The sequence below is a fragment of the Desulfovibrio intestinivivus genome, from assembly GCF_053570665.1.
Genome location: NZ_JBRBQT010000001.1, coordinates 845,585 through 865,490 on the forward strand (window position 1 = coordinate 845,585; position 19,906 = coordinate 865,490).

Sequence of the window (19,906 nt, forward strand, 5' to 3'; positions counted from 1 at the left end):
CTGAACTGTATCATTTTAAAAATCATGCACGGCTGCACAGCAGGCCGCGCCGAACCCCAGCAAGGAGAATCCCGTGAGCGCTAACACCAGCGAACAGGCCTTGGCAAGCCTTATCAAGTGGCTGCGCAACCGCCATGCCGAAGTTATGGCGGCAGAGGCGCAGGCCCTTGCCCGCCTTGACGCCGGGGATACCCCCGGCCATAATGAACATATGCGCCTCAAGGCCGAACTGCTTGCCGCCATGGCCGAAGACGCCAAGCCCCAGCTTGAGCCTCTGCCGGGCGAAACGCGCTTCAATTACGCCCTCGCTCTAGAAGGCTTTTCGGCAAGTGCCAGAATGTCTTTGCGTCTGAACTCAATTTTTTATATGTCAGCCCTGCTCTATCCCGATGATCACAAGCCGGGACAGCCCGACAACCTCACTCTGTGCATTGACCGCATGGAAAAAATGGGCCTTGATTTCAAAACAGAATAATCCGGGTCTGAAATTTTGACCTTGCCGATAGCTGGCAAGGCTTTATCTTGCAATACAGCAACGCCGCAGGCAGCACCCAAGCGCTGACGGCTCAATACCCCACAAGGAGATCCCCCATGAAGCTTCTGCACATAGCTCTCGCTGCCGTGCTCTGCCTTTGGGCCGCCTCTGCCCAGGCCAACCCCGCCGCAACCGATGCACCCAAGGTTGATAAATTCGAGCTTATGGATACCAACAAGGACGGCAAGGTGTCCTACGAGGAATTCAAGGCGTACTTCCCCAACATGCGCGAAGAAGCCTTTGCCGTTATTGACAAAGACGGCGATAAAGCCATTAACCGCGCTGAATGGGACGAATTTGTGTCCAACCATTCCTCCGGCCACATGGGCGGCAGCATGGGCAACATGATGGGCGGCCAGGGCGGCATGCCCGGCAACGACATGATGCCCACCCCCGGCAGCGCAGACATGCCCCTGGTGACGCCCCCCAATGGCAAATAAACGCCCCGCGCCATTTCCGCAGCCCTGGCGTCAGCACGGCGACCAGGGCTGTGCTGCTCCTGAGCGGCAGCCCGAAAGATCCAAAGCGGCTGCCGTTCCGCTTTCTGCTGACGCGCCCAAGGGTGCGCCGCGCCGACAGGGCGCCAGAGCCTCCGCACACGCAGACAACAAGGCCGCGCCCACGCGCAAGCCGCCCTTTCCCGATCTGCTGCGAGAGAACGCGCAGCAACGCAAGGCTGTTGCCCCAGAATCTCTGTGGGCGGACGCGCCGCAGGCAGACGCTGCCGGAGCGCAGCCCCAGGGCCGCTTGCGTCAGCCTCGTTTTGTGCCCATGAGCGCGGAAGAAATGCGCGCCCTTGGCTGGGATCAGCTTGATGTGCTGCTGATCAACGGCGATGCCTACGTTGACCATCCTTCGTTCGGCAACGTGCTGCTGGCCCGCTGGCTGATCCACCACGGTTTCCGTACCGGCATTGTGGCCCAGCCCGGCTGGGAAAATACTGACGATCTGCTCGTCATGGGCCGCCCGCGCCTGTTTGCCGGGGTGAGCGCCGGTGCGCTTGATTCTCTGCTGGCGCACTACACGGCCTTTCGCAAAAAACGCCACGACGATGCCTATACGCCCGGCGGCAAGGCGGGAGCGCGCCCCAACCGCGCGTGTCTGGTCTATGCCAACCTTGCCCGGCGGGCCTTTCCCGGCCTGCCCATCATTCTTGGCGGCATTGAGGCCAGCCTGCGCCGCGTTTCCCACTACGATTTCTGGACAGACTCCCTGCGCAAACCCATTCTTATGGATGCCAAGGCTGACCTGCTCATCTGGGGCATGGGCGAAAAGGCCATTATCGAATGCGCCCAACGCCTGGACAGGGGCGAAGATATTCGCGGCATCCCCGGCACGGCCTGGATGAACAAGCTGGATGCTTCCGGGCAGCCGACCAATCTGCCGCCGGCCCTTGAGGGTGAACCGTGGGTTGCCCTGCCCTCGCATGATGAAATTCTGGCGGACTCTTTCCAGTTGCTCAAACTGACGCAGGAACTGGAACGGCAGGTACACCGCCTTGACGCCTGGGCCTTTGAGCCAGTGGGCGACCGCGCCGTGGTGCTGGCCCGCCCGGCCCAGCCGCTGACCACCGAAGAAATGGACGACCTCTACACTCTGCCTTTCACCCGGCTGGCGCACCCGCGCTACCGGGAGGCTATCCCAGCGGCAGAGATGATGCGTACCAGCATCACAAGCCACAGGGGGTGCGGCGGGGGCTGTTCGTTCTGTTCTCTGGCTTTGCACCAGGGCAGGCGCATCAGCTCACGCTCCGAGCAGTCCATCCTTGCCGAGGCGCGTCTGCTGGGGCAGCAAAATGTGGCCCGTGGCAAAGGCCCGGTGGCGATTTCTGACGTGGGTGGCCCCACCGCCAACATGTGGCAGGGGCACTGCGCGCTGGACAGCCGCACTGCGCAGAACGATGACTCGGCCAAGCCACGAGTCAAAAGCGCCTGCCGCCGCACCAGTTGCTGCTTTCCCAGTGTGTGCAAATCCTTCATCACGCCGCAGCGCAAACATGTGGAGCTGCTGCGCAAGGTTGCCGCCTTGCCGGAAGTCAAGCAGGCCCGCGTGGCGAGCGGCGTTCGCGCCGACCTTGCCCTGCGTGACGCCGAGGCCCTTGCCGCCTATACAGGGGAATTTACGGGCGGTCAGCTCAAGGTTGCGCCGGAACATTGCGCGCCCTCAGTGCTTGAACTTATGCGCAAGCCCTCGCTGGACGTGTTTGAGGCCTTTCTGGAGAGCTTTGTACGCCAAAGCCGCGCCGCAGGGCGGGAACAGTATGTGGTGCCGTATCTCATGAGCGGCTTTCCAGGCTGTACGGATGAAGACATGCGCACCCTGTCGCACTGGCTGCGGCAACGGCACTGGAATCCGCAACAGACGCAGTGCTTTATCCCCACGCCCGGCACCATTGCCACGGCCATGTTTTATTGCGAGCGCGATGAGCTGGGTGAGCCGATTTATGTTGCCCGCACAGATGCCCAGCGCATGCGCCAGCACTACATCCTCATGCCTGCCCCGGAGGATGGGGATGCCCCCCGGCGGCCCGGTTCGCGGCCCGGTGTCAGGCCAAGCACCCGACCCGGCACGCATGATGACGCTCGCAAACCTGAGGGAACCCGGCCCGACAAAGCTGGCAAGCCTCAGGACAGGGCAAGGCCCTCCCGTCGCCCGCAAGGGCTGATGGATGACAGGCCTGCACGGCGCGAGGATAGTGATCGCGGAGCTACACAAGGCAGACCGGGCAGGGGCGAAAGCCCGCAAAGGGGCAAAGACTCACGCTTCGGTTCTGATGATCGAGGCGCTGACCGTAACGGCAAACGAGGCGATGGACGGCGCGGCGGAAGACGCGCGTAACTGTGCCAACAGGTGTTTCGCAAGGAGGCAACCATGTCCCGCCCACTGACTTCAGAAGATGATCGGCTGACCCGTCTGGAAGAACTGACCTTCTTTCAGGAGGAACGCATCAAGGCACTTGATGCGGCGCTTACCGCTCAACAGTTGCAACTGGACAAGCTGGAGCAGGATTTTTCCGATGCCACATCCGTGATCCGCCTGTTGCGCGAGAAGCTTGGCGACCAGCCGGAAAATTCGCTGCCGCCCCACTCCATGCCCGAACGCTGGTAGCAGATGCGCCCGACGCGCAGTTTATAACTGCTATAACTACCGAGGGCAGCAGACGCACACCGCCGCCAGCAAGGCTTATATGCTCAGCGTACTAAGAACTGCAGCAAATAAAAAACCCGCCATTGGCGGGTTTTTTATTTGTCTGAGGGTTCGGGGTAAGGCCCCAAACCCTCTCACAGACAGTCTTTGCTTTAAAAGCCGAAGCCGTCGTTGTTGGCGCCGGAAGTACCGAAACCGAAATCATCCGGCACCGCGTTTTCTTCAGCAGCGGGGGCAGCTTCTTCACCGGCAGCGGCAGCGCCAGCGGCAACGCCGCCCACAACCATGCCTTTCAGGCCGTCCTTGATGGCGTCCTTGATGTTCATCATCAGTTCGTCATGGTTGATGGCGACCTTGCCCTGGAATTCGGCAACCTGCTTGCGCAGCCCGCCCATATCGGTGTTCATGGTCTTGATTTTGGCTTCAAGCTCATCAACCTTCTTGGAAAGAGCGGCAGCGCGGGCTTCAGCGGGTTCCAGAGCGCGCACGCGGTCTTCAAGGGCCACGGCGGCGGCGGTCTGCGCAGCCATGCTGGCGTAGGTTTCGCCAAGGTAGTTCAGCACCTTGTCGCACAGGGCCTTGGTCAGGCCGTCCATGCAGGTGAGGGAAACATTGTCGCCAAGGGCGCTGCGGCCAGTGTTGACAAAGGCGTCCCAGGACTGGCCTTCAACCCAGTTCAGGTCGGCAAACTTGGGGTACCAGCGGGCCAGCCATGCGGCGGCAAAGGGGCCAACGGCCTTGGCGCAGGTATCACAGGCAACGGAACGACCGGCAACAAAACCGGCGATTTCCTTGACGTCTACGCCCTCCTTGCCCACAACCAGGGCAAGCACGGACTCCACGGGAAAAACCTTACGAGATGTATCGGACATGGCGGCCTCCTCCTCGGAGATCGTATTTTTTTCAGAAAAGCTCACGGGGAACTGTGCGCATCCTCAAGGGCGGCCCCCGGCGCAAGGCCAGGGGCCAACGCCGTTAGCTTCTGCCGTACATGCGGGCGTAAACCAGGGCCGCCGTGCGGTACACGAAGTGGCCAAGCTTAGACCAGGGCAGATACGCGAAAAGCATCCACACAAATACCAGGTGCAGGTAGTACACCAGGAAGGCGGGCACAACGACGTCCGCCAGGCGGAAGCACTGCGACAGCACACCGGTGACGGCCACCAGCCAGATGATGCCCAGCAGATACCAGTCGTGCCAGCTTGAACCCTGGAACTTGGGGTTGAGCATCACGCGGCGGACAGTCAGGATGGCAAGACCGGCCAGCAGCATGAGCGCGCCCAGATTGGCCAGAATCTTCACCGGGAAGAGCAGCGGCATGGGCGTTTCAATGTGGATGAGCGGAATAACCTTGCCGCCCCAGTGACCAACAGCCACAACCGCCGTAACAAAGGCCAGAATGGCGAAGCTGTAAACCAGCAGCATGTGGCCGAACTTACGGTTGGGGGTCTCCGTGCCGGTGGCGGGGCCGTCTTCGCAGTCGTCAAACTTGCGGTGGGTGATGACTTCATCCCACAGCACGTCCCACAAATGCCAAACCCAGCACTTTTTCTTGCCGATGACGGCCAGTGAGCCTTCAGGCTTGAACATGCCCCAAAGTTTCATGACGCCCCGCGCGATGATCAAGGCCGCGCCAAAGAAGGTGAGCATGAAGATGGGGTCGATGGTGTAGTCGCCGTAAAAAATCTGACCAAAAACAATGCGGCCATCGGCTGCGCGGGGGAACCACTGACCGCCGTTGAAACCGGCGCGGATCCACCACACAAAGAGCCACAGCACAGCCGGGATGGCGAAGAGCACGGGCAGGCCAGCGGGCTTGCTCATGAGCTTGCCCACCACGGTGGGTTCGGTCAGTTCGCGGTAAATGACGTTGCGCGCTGCGCCCATGAGGTCCGCAGGCTTGGCGCCGCGCGGGCAAAGGTCGGAGCAGTTGCCGCAGTTGTGGCAGAGCCACAGGTCAACGTCGGCGCGCAGCTTGTCTTTAAGGCCCCAAGAAGCCCAGACCATTTCTTTGCGCGGATAAGGCGCATTGGCCGGAGCGAGAGGGCAGGCCACGGAGCAGGTGGCGCACTGGTAGCACTTCTTGAGGGATTCTCCCCCAGATTCTTCCAGCGCCCTGACAAACTCCATATCAGGTTTGATTGTACATTGTGCCATTGCTGCCATCCTCCTACATGCCCTTGAACGGGTTGGGGCCCATGGCCATGATGCGGTCAACAAAGCCGTCGATCAGGTCGGGTACCTTGTCGTATTCGTCAATGGCCACTTCAAGCTGTTCCACGCGTTCGGGCTGCACGCCAAGGCGGTTGAGCGTCTCGGCAATGTTTTCCTTGCGGCGGGAGCAGATTTCAGAGCCCTTCACAAAGTGGCACTGGTAGTCATCGCCATATTTGCAGCCCAGCAGCATAACGCCGTCGTAGCCCTTGCTCATGGCGTCAGACACCCAGATGGCGTTGACCGAGCCAAGGCAGCGCACCGGAATGATGCGGCAGTAGGGGCTCCAGGGCTTGTTGCGGGCACCGGCCATATCGAGCGCCGGGTAGGCGTCGTTTTCGCAGGCCAGAATCAGCACGCGGGGGCCGTCGGCTTTAAAGTCCTTGGGCACCTGCACTTCGCGGATCATGGAGCCGATCTGGTCGATATTGTAGTTGGCGAAGGAGATAACGCGTTCCGGGCAAGCGCCAAAGCAGGTGCCGCAGCGGCGGCAACGTGCCGGATTGGGCTTGGGCGTACCCTTTTCGTCGTCGTCCAGAGCGCCGAAGGGGCATTCTTCCGTGCAGCGCTTGCACTGGGTGCAACGCACAAAGTTGAACACGGGGTAGGAAAGGTCGCCCGAACGGGGATGCACGGCAACGCCGTGGCTGGCGGCTTCAATGCACTGCATGGCCTTGAGCACCGCGCCCTTGGCGTCTTCTTCGCAGGCGTCCATGGTCAGGGGCTGACGCACGCAACCCGCTGCGTACACGCCGGTGCGGCGCGTTTCGTAGGGGAAGCAGATGTAGTTGGAATCCGCAAAACCATCGAACAGGTTCAGATCCGGGAAGTCCGGGCCCTGGCGATAGTCAAAGCAGACAGTCACGTCCTTGGCCGTGGTGGGCACAAGGCCCGTGGGCAGCACAACCAGATCCACATCCAGATCAAAATCCATACCCAGCAGGGTATTTTTGCAGCTCACAACCATGTGGTCGCCAGCTTCGCGGATGTCGGTCACGTCGGCCTTGGTCATCATGACGCCCAGGCGATCCTGCATCTTCTTGTAGAAGCGTTCAAGAATGCCGGGAACGGTCATGTCCTTATAGAGGATAAAGGTCTGACAGGTGTCATTGGTCTTTTCGCAGACCGTATTGGCAAGGCGGAGCATGCCCACGCTGTTGACCGCGTTGGAATATGCAACATGGCGGAAGCTTTCGAGGTTGGCTTTTACAAAGCCTTTTTCTTCACCTTCCGCAGGCTTGGCAGCTTCGGCGGCTTCAGGAGCGGCTTCGGCTTCTTCAGCAGCCTTGCGCACGGCCTCTTCAGCCATGGTGGTGTCAAGCACAAAGGCTATGCGGCGGGCGTTCACCTGATCGGCCACCAGCATTTTGCCGAAGGTGGCGGCGTCCACAACCTTGGTACTCTGCCCAAGGCCCATGGAGGCAAGGTATTTCTGATCAAGGGGCACCCAGCCGGTTGCCAGCACCACAGCGCCCACTTCAATAGTCTGCGAGCCTGAGGGAGTGGCAAAAGTGGCCTTGAACTCGCCGGGCTGGCCTTCCAGCTTTTCCATGCGGGTATTCAAGTGCACAGTGATCTTGCTGTTGCCAAGCACCTTGCTCGCCTTGTCGGCCACGTTGGTGGGCTGCTTGTCCGTCCACGGGGAGGCCAAGGGCGAACCCATGGGGATGTTGTTGGCAGCGCCGCCGAGCTTTTCGGCCTTTTCAACGAGCACAACTTCATACCCGGTTTCGGCAGCTTCAGCAGCTGCGGTAAGGCCCGTCCAGCCGCCGCCGATCACGAGCACCCTCGGCACGCCGGTAATGGCGGCAGAATCGGGCACTTCGCTCTTTTGCAGTTTGACCACGCCCATGTTCACATAGTCGCGGGCCATGAGCGCCAGCAGTTCGGGCGCGCCGTTGGCCGTATCCACTGGAGTGTGGTCAGGATTTTTATAGGCCTGCACGCACTGTTCGCGCAGGTTTACGTGTTCCACCTGCACGGGCAGGCGGTAGATGTCCGCATCCACGCGGGGGGAAGCGCCGCACAGCAGCACGCCGTCCAGCCCCTGCGCTTCGATGTCGGCCTTGATTTCGCTCACGGCCAGGGCCAGCACAGGAACGACCTTGACTACGGGAACAAGACTGCCCCACTTCTGGCTCGTCTGTTCGGCCAGAGCGGTCAGATCAAGCCCGCCGCCAATGTTCTGCTGGTCAAAATAGACGCCAATTTTACCCGACATGCCGCCTACCTCCCTTTCACCGTTTGTACCGCCTTCAGGGCGGCGGCTGTGCCGGACTGCGCCGAGCGCATCACATCAAGGGGCATGCGCGCGCAACCAGCGGCGAAAATGCCGGCCTCTTCTCCGCCCGCAATAAAGCCGTCTTCGTCCAGCGGCAGGGGCAGGGGCGCGTTTTCGCCAGCCAGCGAGGGCTGCATGCCCGTGGCCAGCACAACAAGATCATAATCAAGGGTCATCTTTTCACCGCGCACGGCGTCTTCAGCCGTAATGCGCACCCTGTTGCCCTCAGCCTGCACGGCGTTGGCAACCTTGCCCTTGACGAACTTCACGTTGGGCAGCGCCTTGACCTTTTCCAGCACCTTCACATAACGGCCCGGGGCGCGCAGGTCGATGTAGTACACCGTGATCTGCGTGTCGGGATTCTGCTCTGCAATGTACAGGCACTGCTTGAGCGTGGCCATACAGCAGATGTAGGAGCAGTAGTTCAGGTGGTTCTGGTCGCGGGAACCAGCGCACTGCACAAAGGCAACCTGGTGGGGAGCACGGCCATCGGAAGGACGGACAATGCGGCCACCGGTGGGGCCAAAGGGCGAAGCAAGGCGTTCAAGCTGCATGTTGGACACGCAGTTTTTCACGTTGCCCGCGCCAAGGTTGGTCAGCTGGGTAACATCGTAGGGCTTCCAGCCTGTAGCAACGACCACAGCGCCGACATTGAGATCAAGCTCGCGCTGCGGTTCATTCACATCAAGGAACTTGGCCCCGGCAACCCGTGCGCTGTCAGACTTGGAAAGCGCATCAAGGTCGAGCGTGTAACGGCTGGGGAAGGCGAAAGGCATATCCTTGTGCAGGGCCTTGCGCGTGGCAAGACCAAGCTCGAATTCGCTTTCCACTTCGCCGGTCAGGCTGGAGGCCAGCAGGCTGAAATCGATGTTGTGCGGGGCGGTGTGACGGGGGCTGATGCGCACCTTCACCTTGTAATCGCCCTTTACACCCATAAACCCGACTACTTCGGCCTGGGTGAAAAATTTTATGCGCGGGTTGTTCCTGATGCGCTGGAACTGAATTTCCAAGCCGCAGGAGGGGGGACAAAGTTTGGGAAAATACTTATTGAGCTGAGCCACGCGCCCACCAAGCCAGGGCGACTTTTCGACGATAAAGACGTCGTGGCCCAGTTCCGCCGCTTCAATGGCGGCTGTGAGGCCTGCAAAGCCGCCGCCCACGACGAGAATGGCATTGGACATCCTGGATATCCTCCTGCGTTGTTGCATAGCGGCTGAAGAAGGAAAAGGACTCCCGCCGCGAAAAAAAAGGAGCGGCCCCGTGGCCGACCTCTGCGAGCGCCAGCGCACAAAACTGCCCGCACCACGCCCGCCGACAAAGGGGGCCTGCTGCCGGTCATCCCCTTGCCGAACATTTGCCTTGTGCTGCGCACCTATGCCCAAACAATCGGCACACCAACAGGCTGGCACGAAAAACCGCTCTTTTTCCGGCAGGGGCTGTCCCGCCGCCGGCACGCGTTTTTCGCCGCTGCATCCCTGGCAAAGCCAGAGCTTGCAGCAGAGGGGGCGGCCTTGCGGCCGCCCCCATTTGGCATCAGTGCCGCCGACTAGTCGGGGATGATCTGGTAGTAGGGCTTCTTGAAGATCTTGGTCTCGCCGGTGGCGGGATTGTACTTCGAGTTCACAAAGCACTTCCAAGCGTCGTCGTCCAGGCCCATGAAGTCCGCACGGTAGTAGAAGCCGGGGTAGCGGGATTCTTCACGGAAGGAGATGTGCTGCATGTGCAGACGCACCGTCCACAGACGATGGTAGTTTTCCCAGCAGCGCAGCAGTTCGTGCAGGTCACGAGCGGCCAGCTTGAAGGAGTCTTCTTCCATCATGGCGAGCAGGTTGAAGCCGGTGTCAAGCAGCGCCTTGGAGGTGGTGTAGTACGTGCTCACGCCACCGCCGTATTCGTCGGTGCACTTCACGAGACGCATCATGAAGTTCTTGGGCGTGATGTAGTTCGGGTTCACCACGGGGTCGGTCGAAGCGGCCTTGCCTTCTTCGAAGTTGTAGAAGGGACGGTAAACGGCCTTCTTCAGTTCTTCGGCGGTTTCAGCGAACTCAGGCTTGAAGTCCTTGTGATCAAGGCACCAGCGGACCATCTGCTTGCCAGCCATGCGGCCTTCAGCATGCGAACCGGAGGAGAACTTGTGGCCGGAAGCGCCCACGCCGTCGGCGCAGGTGAAGAGGCCTTCAACGGTGGTCATGCGGTTGTAGACCTTGCCGTTGGCAGCGTGCACTTTGTAGTCTTCGGGCACCCAAGCTTCGTCGGGACCGGAAACCCAGATGCCGCAGCAACCGGAGTGGGAGCCGAGCAGGTAGGGTTCGGTGGGCATGATTTCGGAACCACGTTCTTCAGGCGCGGTGTTGGTGCAGGCCCAAAGGTTGGCCTGGCCAACGCACATGTCGAGGAAGTCTTCCCAAGCTTCGGATTCAAGATCCTTCTGCTGTTCTTCGTTCAGGGTCGCGAAGGTGTTCTGCAGGGCGCTCTTGGTGTCCATGTAGATGGGGCCGCGGCCTTCGCGCATTTCACGAAGCATCATGTGGTTACGCAGGCAGGTCGGGATGACATGGCCCTTGGCGTAGCCGCGATCTTCGTAAGGCTTCAGCATGGCGCGGTTGGTGGCGCAATAATCTTCACCCTTGGAGTTGGTGGCTTTGGCCTTGAACAGGAGGAACCACGCACCCACGGGGCCGTAACCGTCCTTGAAGCGGGCGGGCACGAAGCGGTTTTCCATCATGGTCATTTCAGCGCCAACCTGAGCGCACATGGTGTAGGTAGAACCAGCGTTCCACACAGGATACCATGCACGGCCCATGCCTTCACCGGTGGAGCGGGGACGGTACACGTTAACGGCACCGCCAGCGGCCACCATGATGGTGTTGGCTTTGAAGATGTGCACTTCGTTGGCGCGCAGGTTGAAGCCCACGGCGCCGGCGATGCGGTTGGGGGTGTTCTTATCGAGAAGCAGCTTCACGATGAAGATACGTTCCATGATGCGGTCTTCACCCAAGGCATTCTTGGCAGCTTCGGCCACGATGCACTTGTAGGATTCACCGTTGATCATGATCTGCCAGCGGCCGGAACGCACAGGGGCATCGCCCTTGCGCAGACTCTTGCCAGCAGCCTTGGCGGCAGCGCCGTTCAGGTTGTGGCCGTCTTCGCCCTTGATCCAGCAGGGAAGGCCCCAATCTTCAAACAGATGCACGGAGTCGTCAACGTGACGGCCTACGTCGAAGATAAGGTCTTCGCGAACCAGGCCCATAAGGTCGGTGCGGACCATGCGGACGTAGTCGTCGGCGTCGTTTTCACCCAGGTAGGTGTTGATGGCGGAAAGACCCTGGGCCACGGCGCCGGAGCGCTCGAGGGTGGCTTTGTCAACCAGCATGATCTTCAGGCCGTGCTTGTCACCCCAGCGCACTGCTTCAAAAGCGGTGCCGCAGGAGCCCATGCCGCCGCCCACGATCAGCAGGTCAACAGCATGTTCCTTAACTTCAGGCTCGGCAATGGCCACACCCTTCGTCGCTTCCTTGACGGGAATCATTGGCATAATTGTTTCTCCTTATCGCACTAGCGGTTGCAATAGCCTAGCGGCCGTGTTCCATGCAGGTGAAGGTCTTGTTAGCGTCCTTAACATCGAACTTCTTGCCAAGGGCGGTCTTGGGAGCGACCAGGGCAGTTTCGGTGAACAGCAGTTCATCTTCGATGTTGGCGCCTTCGGGATGACCTTCAAAGGGCTTGATGGAACCTTCCGGCGTAGTGCGGATGGGGAACTTGAAGCGTTTCACGTTGCCATTGCGGAACTTGACGGTCCACATGATGGAGTCAGCCGAACGCATGGGGATACAGGTCCCGCCCATGGGGGCAAAGTCTGCATAGGGACGGGCCGTAATGGCGCCCTGGGGGCAGATTTTCACGCAGGAATAGCATTCCCAGCAGGCATCGGGTTCCTGGTTGTATGCCTTCATTTCCTCAGAATCAAGAATCATGAGGTCATTGGGGCAAATGTACATGCAGGCCGTCTTTTCGCCACCCTTGCAGCCGTCGCACTTGGACGGATCGACAAACGTCGGCATACGTATCCTCCAACTCTTTTAAAAGTGTTTCAGAAAAACCCGCCGGGTTCGGCGAGGCGCGCGGCAAATCCGTCACGCCGGGGTTAGCCGAGCGCCTCCACAACGAAGGTTGGGCGTATGGCTTGCGCAATTAGTAACAAGCACTTAGCCTTTGAGTCAACCCCCCTCTGCAAAAATTCGTGGAAACTTCACAGAGCCGTCATACGGATTTACAGCAAATTCAGAATGTTAACTGCCTTGTGAAAAAAAATCTCTTTCGCATTTTCGCCCCTCTTGCGTCACAACCATTTCAAAAGTCAACGGATCATGCCACGCAGGGCTGCCCAATGCGCAACCCTTGCAAGAGAAGTCATTTCAAGCTAACACGCTTGGGCAGATAAGGGAAGCCCCCGCGGCAAAACGAGCCATGAGTCGGCAACCTGTTGTTTTTTCAATGCTGCGCCACGGGCGGACCCCTCCTATCCAAATTTCATTATCAGTACAGGACAAGGCATGACCGACAATTCCAACGATTCCCGCGCTCCCCGCGATGCGCGCGAAGCACGGGGCCAACGCGCCCCGCGCGGCCCCCGTAATGGGCACGAAACCGGCGATTCGCGCGCCCGCAAGCCGTTGCGCGAAGTGGTTTGCGAGATCGACCGCGACATTTTGCGGCTGCTGCTCCGCCGCAATAATATTCTTGTCCGCATGCGCGGCGACAAACCCCGGCTCGACTCCACGGAAGAAAAAACCATCCGTGAATCGTGGGAAGCCTCGGTTTCCCACATCAGCCGCGATGCGCGCCTTTCGGGCCACTTTTTTTCGCTCATGCAGGAAGTGGAATTTCAGCCCCGTCCCGCCTCCGCACGCGCAGACGGCGCGGATGAGGGCGGCGAACTCGGCGGTGCAGCAACGCAGGAACCGCCGCGCACAGCCTTTAATCTTGCGCCGCCCGCCAAACACGTGCGCCTGCACATGCCTGCACCCCTGGCCTGCCGGGCCACGCGCGCGTGGCTGATGCTGGCCGCAGCCACGGGCCAGCCCCTGCATATCGCGCCCTGCCTCATGAATGATCCCATTGTTGACTGCGTCAAAATGCTCATTCAGGCAGGCGCCTCGATGACCCGCGAGGATGAAGGCGTTTCTGCCCGCCCGGCTGCTCCGCTTGGCGCGTCTGACAAGGTAATCCACACGGGCGACAGCGCCTGGAACTTCTTCATGCTGCTGGGGCACTATCTTGGCCGCCCCTCGCGCGCAAAGTTTACTGGCGATGCAAGCCTGAAACTGGCTGACTTTTCTTCTGTGCGGCACTTCCTGCCCACCTTGGGAGCGCGCCTCGTGCATGTGGTGCCCAAGAGCGATGGTCTGCCCGCACGCCTTGAGTGCTCCGGCATTCTGCCTGATTCCGTCAAACTGCCTGCCGATGTGCCCGCCGAACTGGCCGAGGGCATCCTGCTGGCGGCTCCCGGCTACGAAAGGGCAATCACCCTTGATCTTGGCTCGCATCCCGAGCACAGGCTCATTGTTGCCCGCATACTGCCCATACTGCGCGCAGCTGGTGCAGACGTGCAGGTGGAAGGCGCCAAAGTACGCGTCAATCCTGGCCCGCTCAGCCTGCCTGCCCAGCCTCAGGCTGGCATGGAGCCGGAACTGGCACTCTTTCTTCTGGCCCTGCCCCTGGCTCTGGGCGGCGAAGCCCTGCTTGGCGGCCAGTGGCCCGCCCTGCCCGCAGCTGAAGCTGGCTGGGATCTTTTGCAGCAGCTCGGCCTTGACCTGCGCTTCGAAGCGGGCAAAAACGGCGGCGAAGTCTGCGCAAGCGCCGCCGCGCCCCTGAAACAGTACGCAAAGGGTGATCTGCCTGCCGGATTCCCCGCTGCCTGGGCCCCGCTGCCGGTGGCTCTGGCCGCCTGTGCAGCCCTGCGCGGCGACAAGGCCGTTCTGCCCGCCCTGCCCTCTGGCACAGACCGCACAACGGTAGAAAGTTTTCTTTCTGCTGTCGGTCTGGATTTGGATGAAAACGGCAGATTGTGCAAAAAAGAACAATCTGGCCCGCGCACGGGCTGGAATGCCCCTGATCCGGTATGGGCAATGGCCCTTGCACTGGTTGCTTGTGCAAGCCCCCACCAGAAGCTGGGCAACCCCGGCATCATGACCGGGCTGTACCCGCCCTTCTGGGCGCTGTACAATACCCTGCCCGAACCGACAGTGCGCCGTTCGGCCGCGCCGGAAGCTCCGGCTGCCGCTCCCAGACGCCGCATTATCACAGGCGCAGTGGCTGTACCGCCGGAACTGAAAGACGAAGACGACTATTAGAAAAGAATAAACAACAGGCGCTGGCGGCGAGATATCGTCCCCAGCGCCTGTTGGCGTTTACGAGGGTAAGGGCAAGCATAAAGGCCTTGGGATGGGACAGAAGTCCTGCGGCAAGCCCCTGCCCTGCACCCTTGCAGTGCTGTGCGGGCCGCAGGCGGCCAGTGGGCCAGAAATTTTCTGTCCGGCAAAGTCTGGGGCAGGATAAAAAAATCCGCCCCGCGCAGCATATCTGCAACGGGACGGAAATTCCGTTTGAACAGCCATGCCCACGCCGCAATAGCGGACAAAAAAGCGTGGCTGGGAAGATTATTCCTGAGTAAAGCGGAACAGCCTCACGGAAAGGGGCTGCATGTTCTGCCGGTTCATGGCCGAAACAATAAAGGCATAGTTTCGGGACTGTCCGGCGGGCGGGCAGGGGCCACGATAGTGGCGCGTCAGGCCTCCCTCGGGGATAATGCCGCTGCCGTCGTTGTTCCACTCGCCACCGCCAAGGAACAGATCCTGGCCATCGCTGGTAAATTCCACCAGGCGCACGTCATAGTAATCGGTGCTGCCGGGGGTCTGTGCCACCTGAATTTCAGGCGATATCCGGGAACAGCGGTGAACTTCGCGCAAGGTAACGGTAACGGCCATGCCGTCCGGAATTTCCTGCGTCTCCTTGGAGGCGCAAGCGGGCAGCAGGGCTGCCGCGCACAGCACCGGGAAGAGCGCACGCCGGGCTTTGCCTAAAATTTCAAAACGCATCAGGGCCTCCAAATGACAATTGCTTTATGCGGCTTTTGGAAGCATAACCAATAGTCAGGTCGAATACAACAACCAGCGGGAGCAGTATATGTCCATTCTTGCAGACAGCGTTACGGGGTATCTGGAACACTCTTCGTGGATCCGCCGCATGTTCGAGGCCGGAGGCCAGCTCAAGGCCCGTTTTGGCGCGGACAACGTTTATGATTTCAGCCTGGGCAACCCCGACCTGCCAGCACCCCCCGCCGTTGTGGACGGCTTGCGTTCTTTCACCGAACACGCTGGCGAACCTTTTGCCTTTGGCTACATGCCCAACGGCGGCTTTGTCTGGGCGCGCGAAAAACTGGCCGCCCACCTCAGCAAGGAGCAGGGCGTGGCGCTTACCGCCAATGATGTGCTGTTGGGCTGCGGCGCTGCCGGCGTGCTCAACGCCTTTTTGCGCGCGGTCATCAATCCCGGCGAAGAAATGCTGGGCTTTGCCCCCTACTTCGTGGAATACGGCTTTTATGTAGCCAACCACGGCGGCACCTTCCGCGCTGTCATGAGCAAGGCCGACACCTTTGCGCCCGATCTTGCCGCGCTTGAAGAAGCCATCAGCCCCAAAACGCGCGTGGTGCTCATCAACTCGCCCAACAATCCCACCGGCGTGATTTACAGTCGCAAAGACCTCAAGGCGCTGACCGAACTGCTGGAAAACAAGAGTCAGGAATACGGCAAGCCCATCTGGCTGGTGGCCGATGAACCGTACCGCTTCCTTGCCTATGACGGTGCGGAAGTGCCTTCGGTGCTGCCGCTCTATCCTTACGCCGTGGTCATCAGCTCTTTTTCCAAAAATCTTTCGCTGCCTGGCGAACGCGTGGGCTTTGCCGCCGTTTCGCCCCTGCTGCACGAAAAGGCCGAGCTCATGGCCGCCCTCACGCTCACCAACCGAATTCTCGGCTTTGTGAACCCGCCCGTGGTGGGCCAACACATCATGGCCGCCGCCCTGGGCAGCCAGGTTGACCTGAACGTCTACGCCGCCCGCCGCAAGGCCATGGCCGAGGTGCTCAAAAACGCCGGATACGAATTCCAGATGCCCGCAGGCGCGTTCTACTTCTTCCCCAAGGCTCCCGGAGGGGATGATGTGGCCTTTGTGAACAGGCTGGTCGAAGAACGCGTGCTGGCTGTTCCCGGCTCCGGCTTTGGCTGCCCCGGTTACTTCCGCCTGGCATTCTGCGTGGGCGAAGAAGTGATCCGCAAGGCTGCCGACGGCTTTGCCAAGGCCCGCGCCTCCGTAAAATAACATCGCAGGCAGGCCCCCAGCCCGATCTCAAACCACTACAGGTAGCAGAAATGACGCAGACCCACTCCGCAACGCCATCGCGCGGCAGGCTTTATGGCCTGATGTCGGCGCTCGCATGCTTCCTCTTGCTTGCTGCCGTTCAGGTTTCCGCCAAGGATATCAGCGTGAAGGACGCCGCAACCCTGTTGCAGACCCCTCCTCAGGGGCTGACCATTGTTGACGTGCGCACCCCGGCTGAATTTCGCGAGGGGCACCTTGCAGGCGCAATCAACATGGACTTTTTCGGCGCATCCTTTGATTCGCAGATACTTGGCCTGCCCAAGGACAAGCCGGTGCTGCTCTATTGCCGCACGGGCAATCGCTCTGCCGGAGCCTACGACGCCATGGAAAAAGAAGGGATAACCAACATTCTCCACATGAATGAGGGCATCACGGGCTGGCAGAAACAAGGCCTGCCGCTGCAAAAATAGCGCGCCGCTGTAGCGCAAGCAGCGTTACCGCTGGCACGGATTCTGCTTCTATTCAGGGCGGAGAGGAAGATTTTTCCTCCCCGCCCTTTTTCTTTGCCTAAACATATGCGCGACTTACGCGCCGCAGGCAAGGCGCGCCGCGCACACGGGCGGCGCAACGGCATGCGTTTTCACAACAGAAACGTCTTGCTGTTTGGGGCATCGTTTCCGGGCAAGGGAAAATTATTCCCTCCCGACAGGAGGCAGAGCATGAACTCGTCATTGTTTATCGGCGCCACAGGCATGAAAACGTTGAGTAGCGGCATGAACGTTATCTCAAACAACATCGCCAATGTGAGCACCATCGGGTACAAGCAGCAAACCGCTCTGTTCTCTGACGTTTTTTACGCGCAGCAAGGGGCCATAGGCGACTGGTGGGATGCGCAGACCAATTCCAAGGTGGCCCTTGGGCAGGTAGGGCAGGGCGTACAGATGGACGCAGTGCTCACGCGGTACAAGCAGGGGGGGCTTGAGTCTACCAACACCGTTACCGATATGGCCATCAGCGGCAAAGGTTTCTTTCAGGTAACGGACAAAACCGGCGAGCAGTATTACACCCGCGCGGGCGACCTCCGGCCCGACAATCAGGGAGTTTGGCGCACACCTGCCGGCATGGCCCTTATGGGCTACAAATACGCGGAGGATGGCACCAAGGGCGGTCTGGCGCAGGTTACAGTTGACAGATTCGCCAAGATGCCCGCCAAGGCCACCACGGCTGTTGATATGCGCTTTAATGTGGGACAGTCCAAAGACACTTCCAGCGACCCCGCAAATCCCTATTTCAGCCTCATTGGTCAGTATAATGCCGCCAACGTGCCTCCCATGAACAGTTCCAGCTACGGCTACGGGCAGAGCATTACCCTGTATGGTGCCGACGGCACGGCCCACTCGGCCACAATCTATTTTGACGGCGCGCCTTCCACAACGCCCGGAACGACCGTGGAGTACCTCATTGCCTCGGATGCCGATGCCAAGGGCGGCAAGGCCCAGCCCCTGATGGCGGGCACCCTCAGCTTCAACGCTAACGGTGAACTCTCCGGCATGTCGGCATACACCCCCAGCACTGCGGGCAGCACAAACCTTGCGGACTGGAACGCGGCCACGCTCTCCAAGGACGGCACCCCCCAGATGACTGTCAACGGTGCGCCTGTCACAGTGAACCTGGGCATCACCGCCAAGAGCGGCTGGCAAAACAGCCCTGGCAATGCTGCCAGCGTGGGTACAGACCCCACGACACTGGCGAGTATGGGCAACGCCTATACCCGCGCTGCGGATGCCACAACCAACTACACATCTTCCTCTCCGGTGACGCGCACACGCACCCAGGATGGATACGCCGAAGGCACACTGAACAACATCAGCATCAGCGCCGATGGCACGGTGGTGGGTAAGTTTTCCAACAACAAGAGCATGAATCTCTGGCAGATTCCTGTATGCCGTTTCACCAGTGAAGACGGCCTGCGCCGCGAGGGCAACAACCTCTTTGCCGCCACAGAAGATTCCGGCAATATGGAGATGGGCGTTGCGGGTACGGAAAACTACGGCAAGATAAACGCGTACAACATTGAAAATTCCAACGTGGACATGTCCCAGGAAATGGTCAACATGATTGTCAACCAGCGCGGCTTTCAATCCAACAGCAAGGTTGTGACCACGGCAGATCAGATGTTGCAAAAGGCCATGGAACTCAAACGTTCATAGCAGGATGGGCGCAGACCCTTTCTTGGTATCATGATTTTCCGGCCCCGGCATAACCGGGGCCGTTTGTATTTCTGGCAGGATACTGATGCGAGTCAGATGCGCTCATATCATATGCAAACACTTTGATTATCCGGGCAATCCTTGCTCCGGAGCATTGCTCCGAACCTCCCCATAGGGTACAGTGTTGCCTCCAGATGTGGATCACCCTGTAAAGAAACACTTTTTTCGCACTTTCTCGCAGGAGAGCACCCCGCATGAGCGTCGCAGCACCTCCCACCAATGGTACCGCTCTCTATGGCGTCACCGGTTGGCCGCTGGCCCAGACACTTTCCCCCCTGTTGCACAATACGGGCTTCCGGACCCTGGGCATCAACGCACTGTACCAGAAATGGGAAGTGCCGCCCGAAAAACTGCCCGCCTTTGTGGAAAGTGTTCGCCTGCTTGATATTCGCGGCTGCTCCGTAACCATCCCGCACAAGGTTGGTCTTTTGCCCCTGCTGGACGAAGTCAGCCCCCTTGCCCGTCAGGTGGGCGCCGCCAATACCATTTACTGGAATGGCGACCGCCTTTGCGGCGAAAATACCGATGTGGCAGGATTCATGGCTCCGCTTGCAGATATGCCCCTTGACGGGGCGGACGTGCTGCTGCTGGGTGCGGGCGGCGCTGCCCGTGCCGTTGCCGCAGGCCTTGCATCGCCGGACAATGCAAAGCGCCCTGCCAGAATCTTTGTGGCCACGCCTTCCGATAAATCGCACCTGCCGCTGGCCGAAGAATTCGGCCTTACGCCTCTGCTATGGAGAGACCGGCACGAGCCTTCGGCCCTGCTGGTGGTCAACACCACCCCCCTTGGCATGCGCGGCAAGGCGGAAGATGACACCCCCTATGATTTTTCACTGGTTGCGCCACTTTCCGCAGAGGGCGCTGCCAAGGCAACACACATTGCCTATGATATTGTGTACAACCCCCTCGAAACCCGTTTTCTGCGCGAGGCCCGCGCTGCTGGCCGCCGCTGCATATCGGGGCTTGAAATGTTTTTTGGTCAGGGCGATGCGCAGTTCCGCCTCTGGACGGGGCAGGGCCTGCCGCCCGAATCACGCCGCGCCCTTGAAGCCGCCCTTGGGCAACAGCCCCAATAAACCGACA

Annotated in this window: 16 protein-coding genes; 9 read left to right on the forward strand and 7 right to left on the reverse strand. The window is 60.1% G+C overall.

Features of this window, described 5'->3' with window-relative positions:
- Positions 1–73: 73 nt before the first annotated feature.
- The 4 genes from ACUZ9P_RS03560 (at position 74) to ACUZ9P_RS03575 (ending at position 3,643) form a co-directional block, all read left to right on the forward strand.
- Positions 74–475 (forward strand): hypothetical protein, encoded by a 402-nt coding sequence (locus tag ACUZ9P_RS03560; RefSeq protein WP_449248668.1) that lies wholly within the window; start codon positions 74–76, stop codon positions 473–475.
- Positions 476–591: 116 nt separating this feature from the next.
- Positions 592–975, forward strand: a complete 384-nt coding sequence (locus tag ACUZ9P_RS03565) for an EF-hand domain-containing protein (protein ID WP_449248669.1) — start codon at positions 592–594, stop codon at positions 973–975.
- Positions 976–1,306: 331 nt separating this feature from the next.
- Complete coding sequence (locus ACUZ9P_RS03570) at positions 1,307–3,373, forward strand: YgiQ family radical SAM protein (RefSeq protein WP_449250231.1); 2,067 nt, start codon at positions 1,307–1,309, stop codon at positions 3,371–3,373.
- A gap of 33 nt (positions 3,374–3,406) precedes the next feature.
- Entirely contained in the window at positions 3,407–3,643 is a 237-nt protein-coding gene (locus ACUZ9P_RS03575) for a SlyX family protein (protein WP_022657521.1), read from the forward strand.
- Positions 3,644–3,834: 191 nt separating this feature from the next.
- Here ACUZ9P_RS03575 and ACUZ9P_RS03580 read toward each other — a convergent pair whose 3' ends face one another.
- The 6 genes from ACUZ9P_RS03580 to aprB all read right to left on the reverse strand — a co-directional run bounded on the left by ACUZ9P_RS03580 (position 3,835) and on the right by aprB (position 12,238).
- Positions 3,835–4,554: a hypothetical protein gene (locus tag ACUZ9P_RS03580; RefSeq protein WP_298996184.1), complete on the reverse strand. Its 720-nt coding sequence runs from the start codon at positions 4,552–4,554 to the stop codon at positions 3,835–3,837.
- 103 nt (positions 4,555–4,657) lie between these two features.
- Positions 4,658–5,839: a quinone-interacting membrane-bound oxidoreductase complex subunit QmoC gene (gene qmoC / locus ACUZ9P_RS03585; RefSeq protein WP_298996186.1), complete on the reverse strand. Its 1,182-nt coding sequence runs from the start codon at positions 5,837–5,839 to the stop codon at positions 4,658–4,660.
- A 13-nt stretch (positions 5,840–5,852) separates the two neighbouring features.
- On the reverse strand, positions 5,853–8,117 hold the full coding sequence (locus ACUZ9P_RS03590) for an FAD-dependent oxidoreductase (protein WP_298996188.1): 2,265 nt from the start codon (positions 8,115–8,117) through the stop codon (positions 5,853–5,855).
- 5 nt (positions 8,118–8,122) lie between these two features.
- The gene (locus ACUZ9P_RS03595) at positions 8,123–9,358 is read right to left on the reverse strand and encodes a CoB--CoM heterodisulfide reductase iron-sulfur subunit A family protein (protein WP_298996191.1); all 1,236 of its coding nucleotides are present in this window, start codon (positions 9,356–9,358) and stop codon (positions 8,123–8,125) included.
- Between the two features lie 365 nt (positions 9,359–9,723).
- The gene (gene aprA, locus ACUZ9P_RS03600; RefSeq protein WP_449248670.1) at positions 9,724–11,712 is read right to left on the reverse strand and encodes an adenylyl-sulfate reductase subunit alpha; all 1,989 of its coding nucleotides are present in this window, start codon (positions 11,710–11,712) and stop codon (positions 9,724–9,726) included.
- A gap of 37 nt (positions 11,713–11,749) precedes the next feature.
- Entirely contained in the window at positions 11,750–12,238 is a 489-nt protein-coding gene (gene aprB, locus ACUZ9P_RS03605; protein ID WP_022658830.1) for an adenylyl-sulfate reductase subunit beta, read from the reverse strand.
- Positions 12,239–12,730: 492 nt separating this feature from the next.
- On the opposite strand from aprB, the gene ACUZ9P_RS03610 reads away from it, so the two are divergent.
- A complete protein-coding gene (locus ACUZ9P_RS03610) occupies positions 12,731–14,530 on the forward strand; it encodes a 3-phosphoshikimate 1-carboxyvinyltransferase (protein ID WP_449248671.1) in 1,800 nt (599 codons plus the stop codon).
- A 306-nt stretch (positions 14,531–14,836) separates the two neighbouring features.
- Here ACUZ9P_RS03610 and ACUZ9P_RS03615 read toward each other — a convergent pair whose 3' ends face one another.
- Entirely contained in the window at positions 14,837–15,274 is a 438-nt protein-coding gene (locus ACUZ9P_RS03615) for an MbtF (protein ID WP_298996197.1), read from the reverse strand.
- A gap of 88 nt (positions 15,275–15,362) precedes the next feature.
- On the opposite strand from ACUZ9P_RS03615, the gene ACUZ9P_RS03620 reads away from it, so the two are divergent.
- From ACUZ9P_RS03620 to ACUZ9P_RS03635, 4 genes are all read left to right on the forward strand, one after another.
- Positions 15,363–16,553: a pyridoxal phosphate-dependent aminotransferase gene (locus ACUZ9P_RS03620; protein ID WP_298996199.1), complete on the forward strand. Its 1,191-nt coding sequence runs from the start codon at positions 15,363–15,365 to the stop codon at positions 16,551–16,553.
- Between the two features lie 50 nt (positions 16,554–16,603).
- Complete coding sequence (locus ACUZ9P_RS03625) at positions 16,604–17,023, forward strand: rhodanese-like domain-containing protein (protein WP_449248672.1); 420 nt, start codon at positions 16,604–16,606, stop codon at positions 17,021–17,023.
- Between the two features lie 249 nt (positions 17,024–17,272).
- Positions 17,273–18,763: a flagellar hook protein FlgE gene (locus ACUZ9P_RS03630; protein WP_449248673.1), complete on the forward strand. Its 1,491-nt coding sequence runs from the start codon at positions 17,273–17,275 to the stop codon at positions 18,761–18,763.
- A gap of 254 nt (positions 18,764–19,017) precedes the next feature.
- Entirely contained in the window at positions 19,018–19,899 is an 882-nt protein-coding gene (locus ACUZ9P_RS03635; protein ID WP_449248674.1) for a shikimate dehydrogenase family protein, read from the forward strand.
- Positions 19,900–19,906 lie beyond the last annotated feature (7 nt).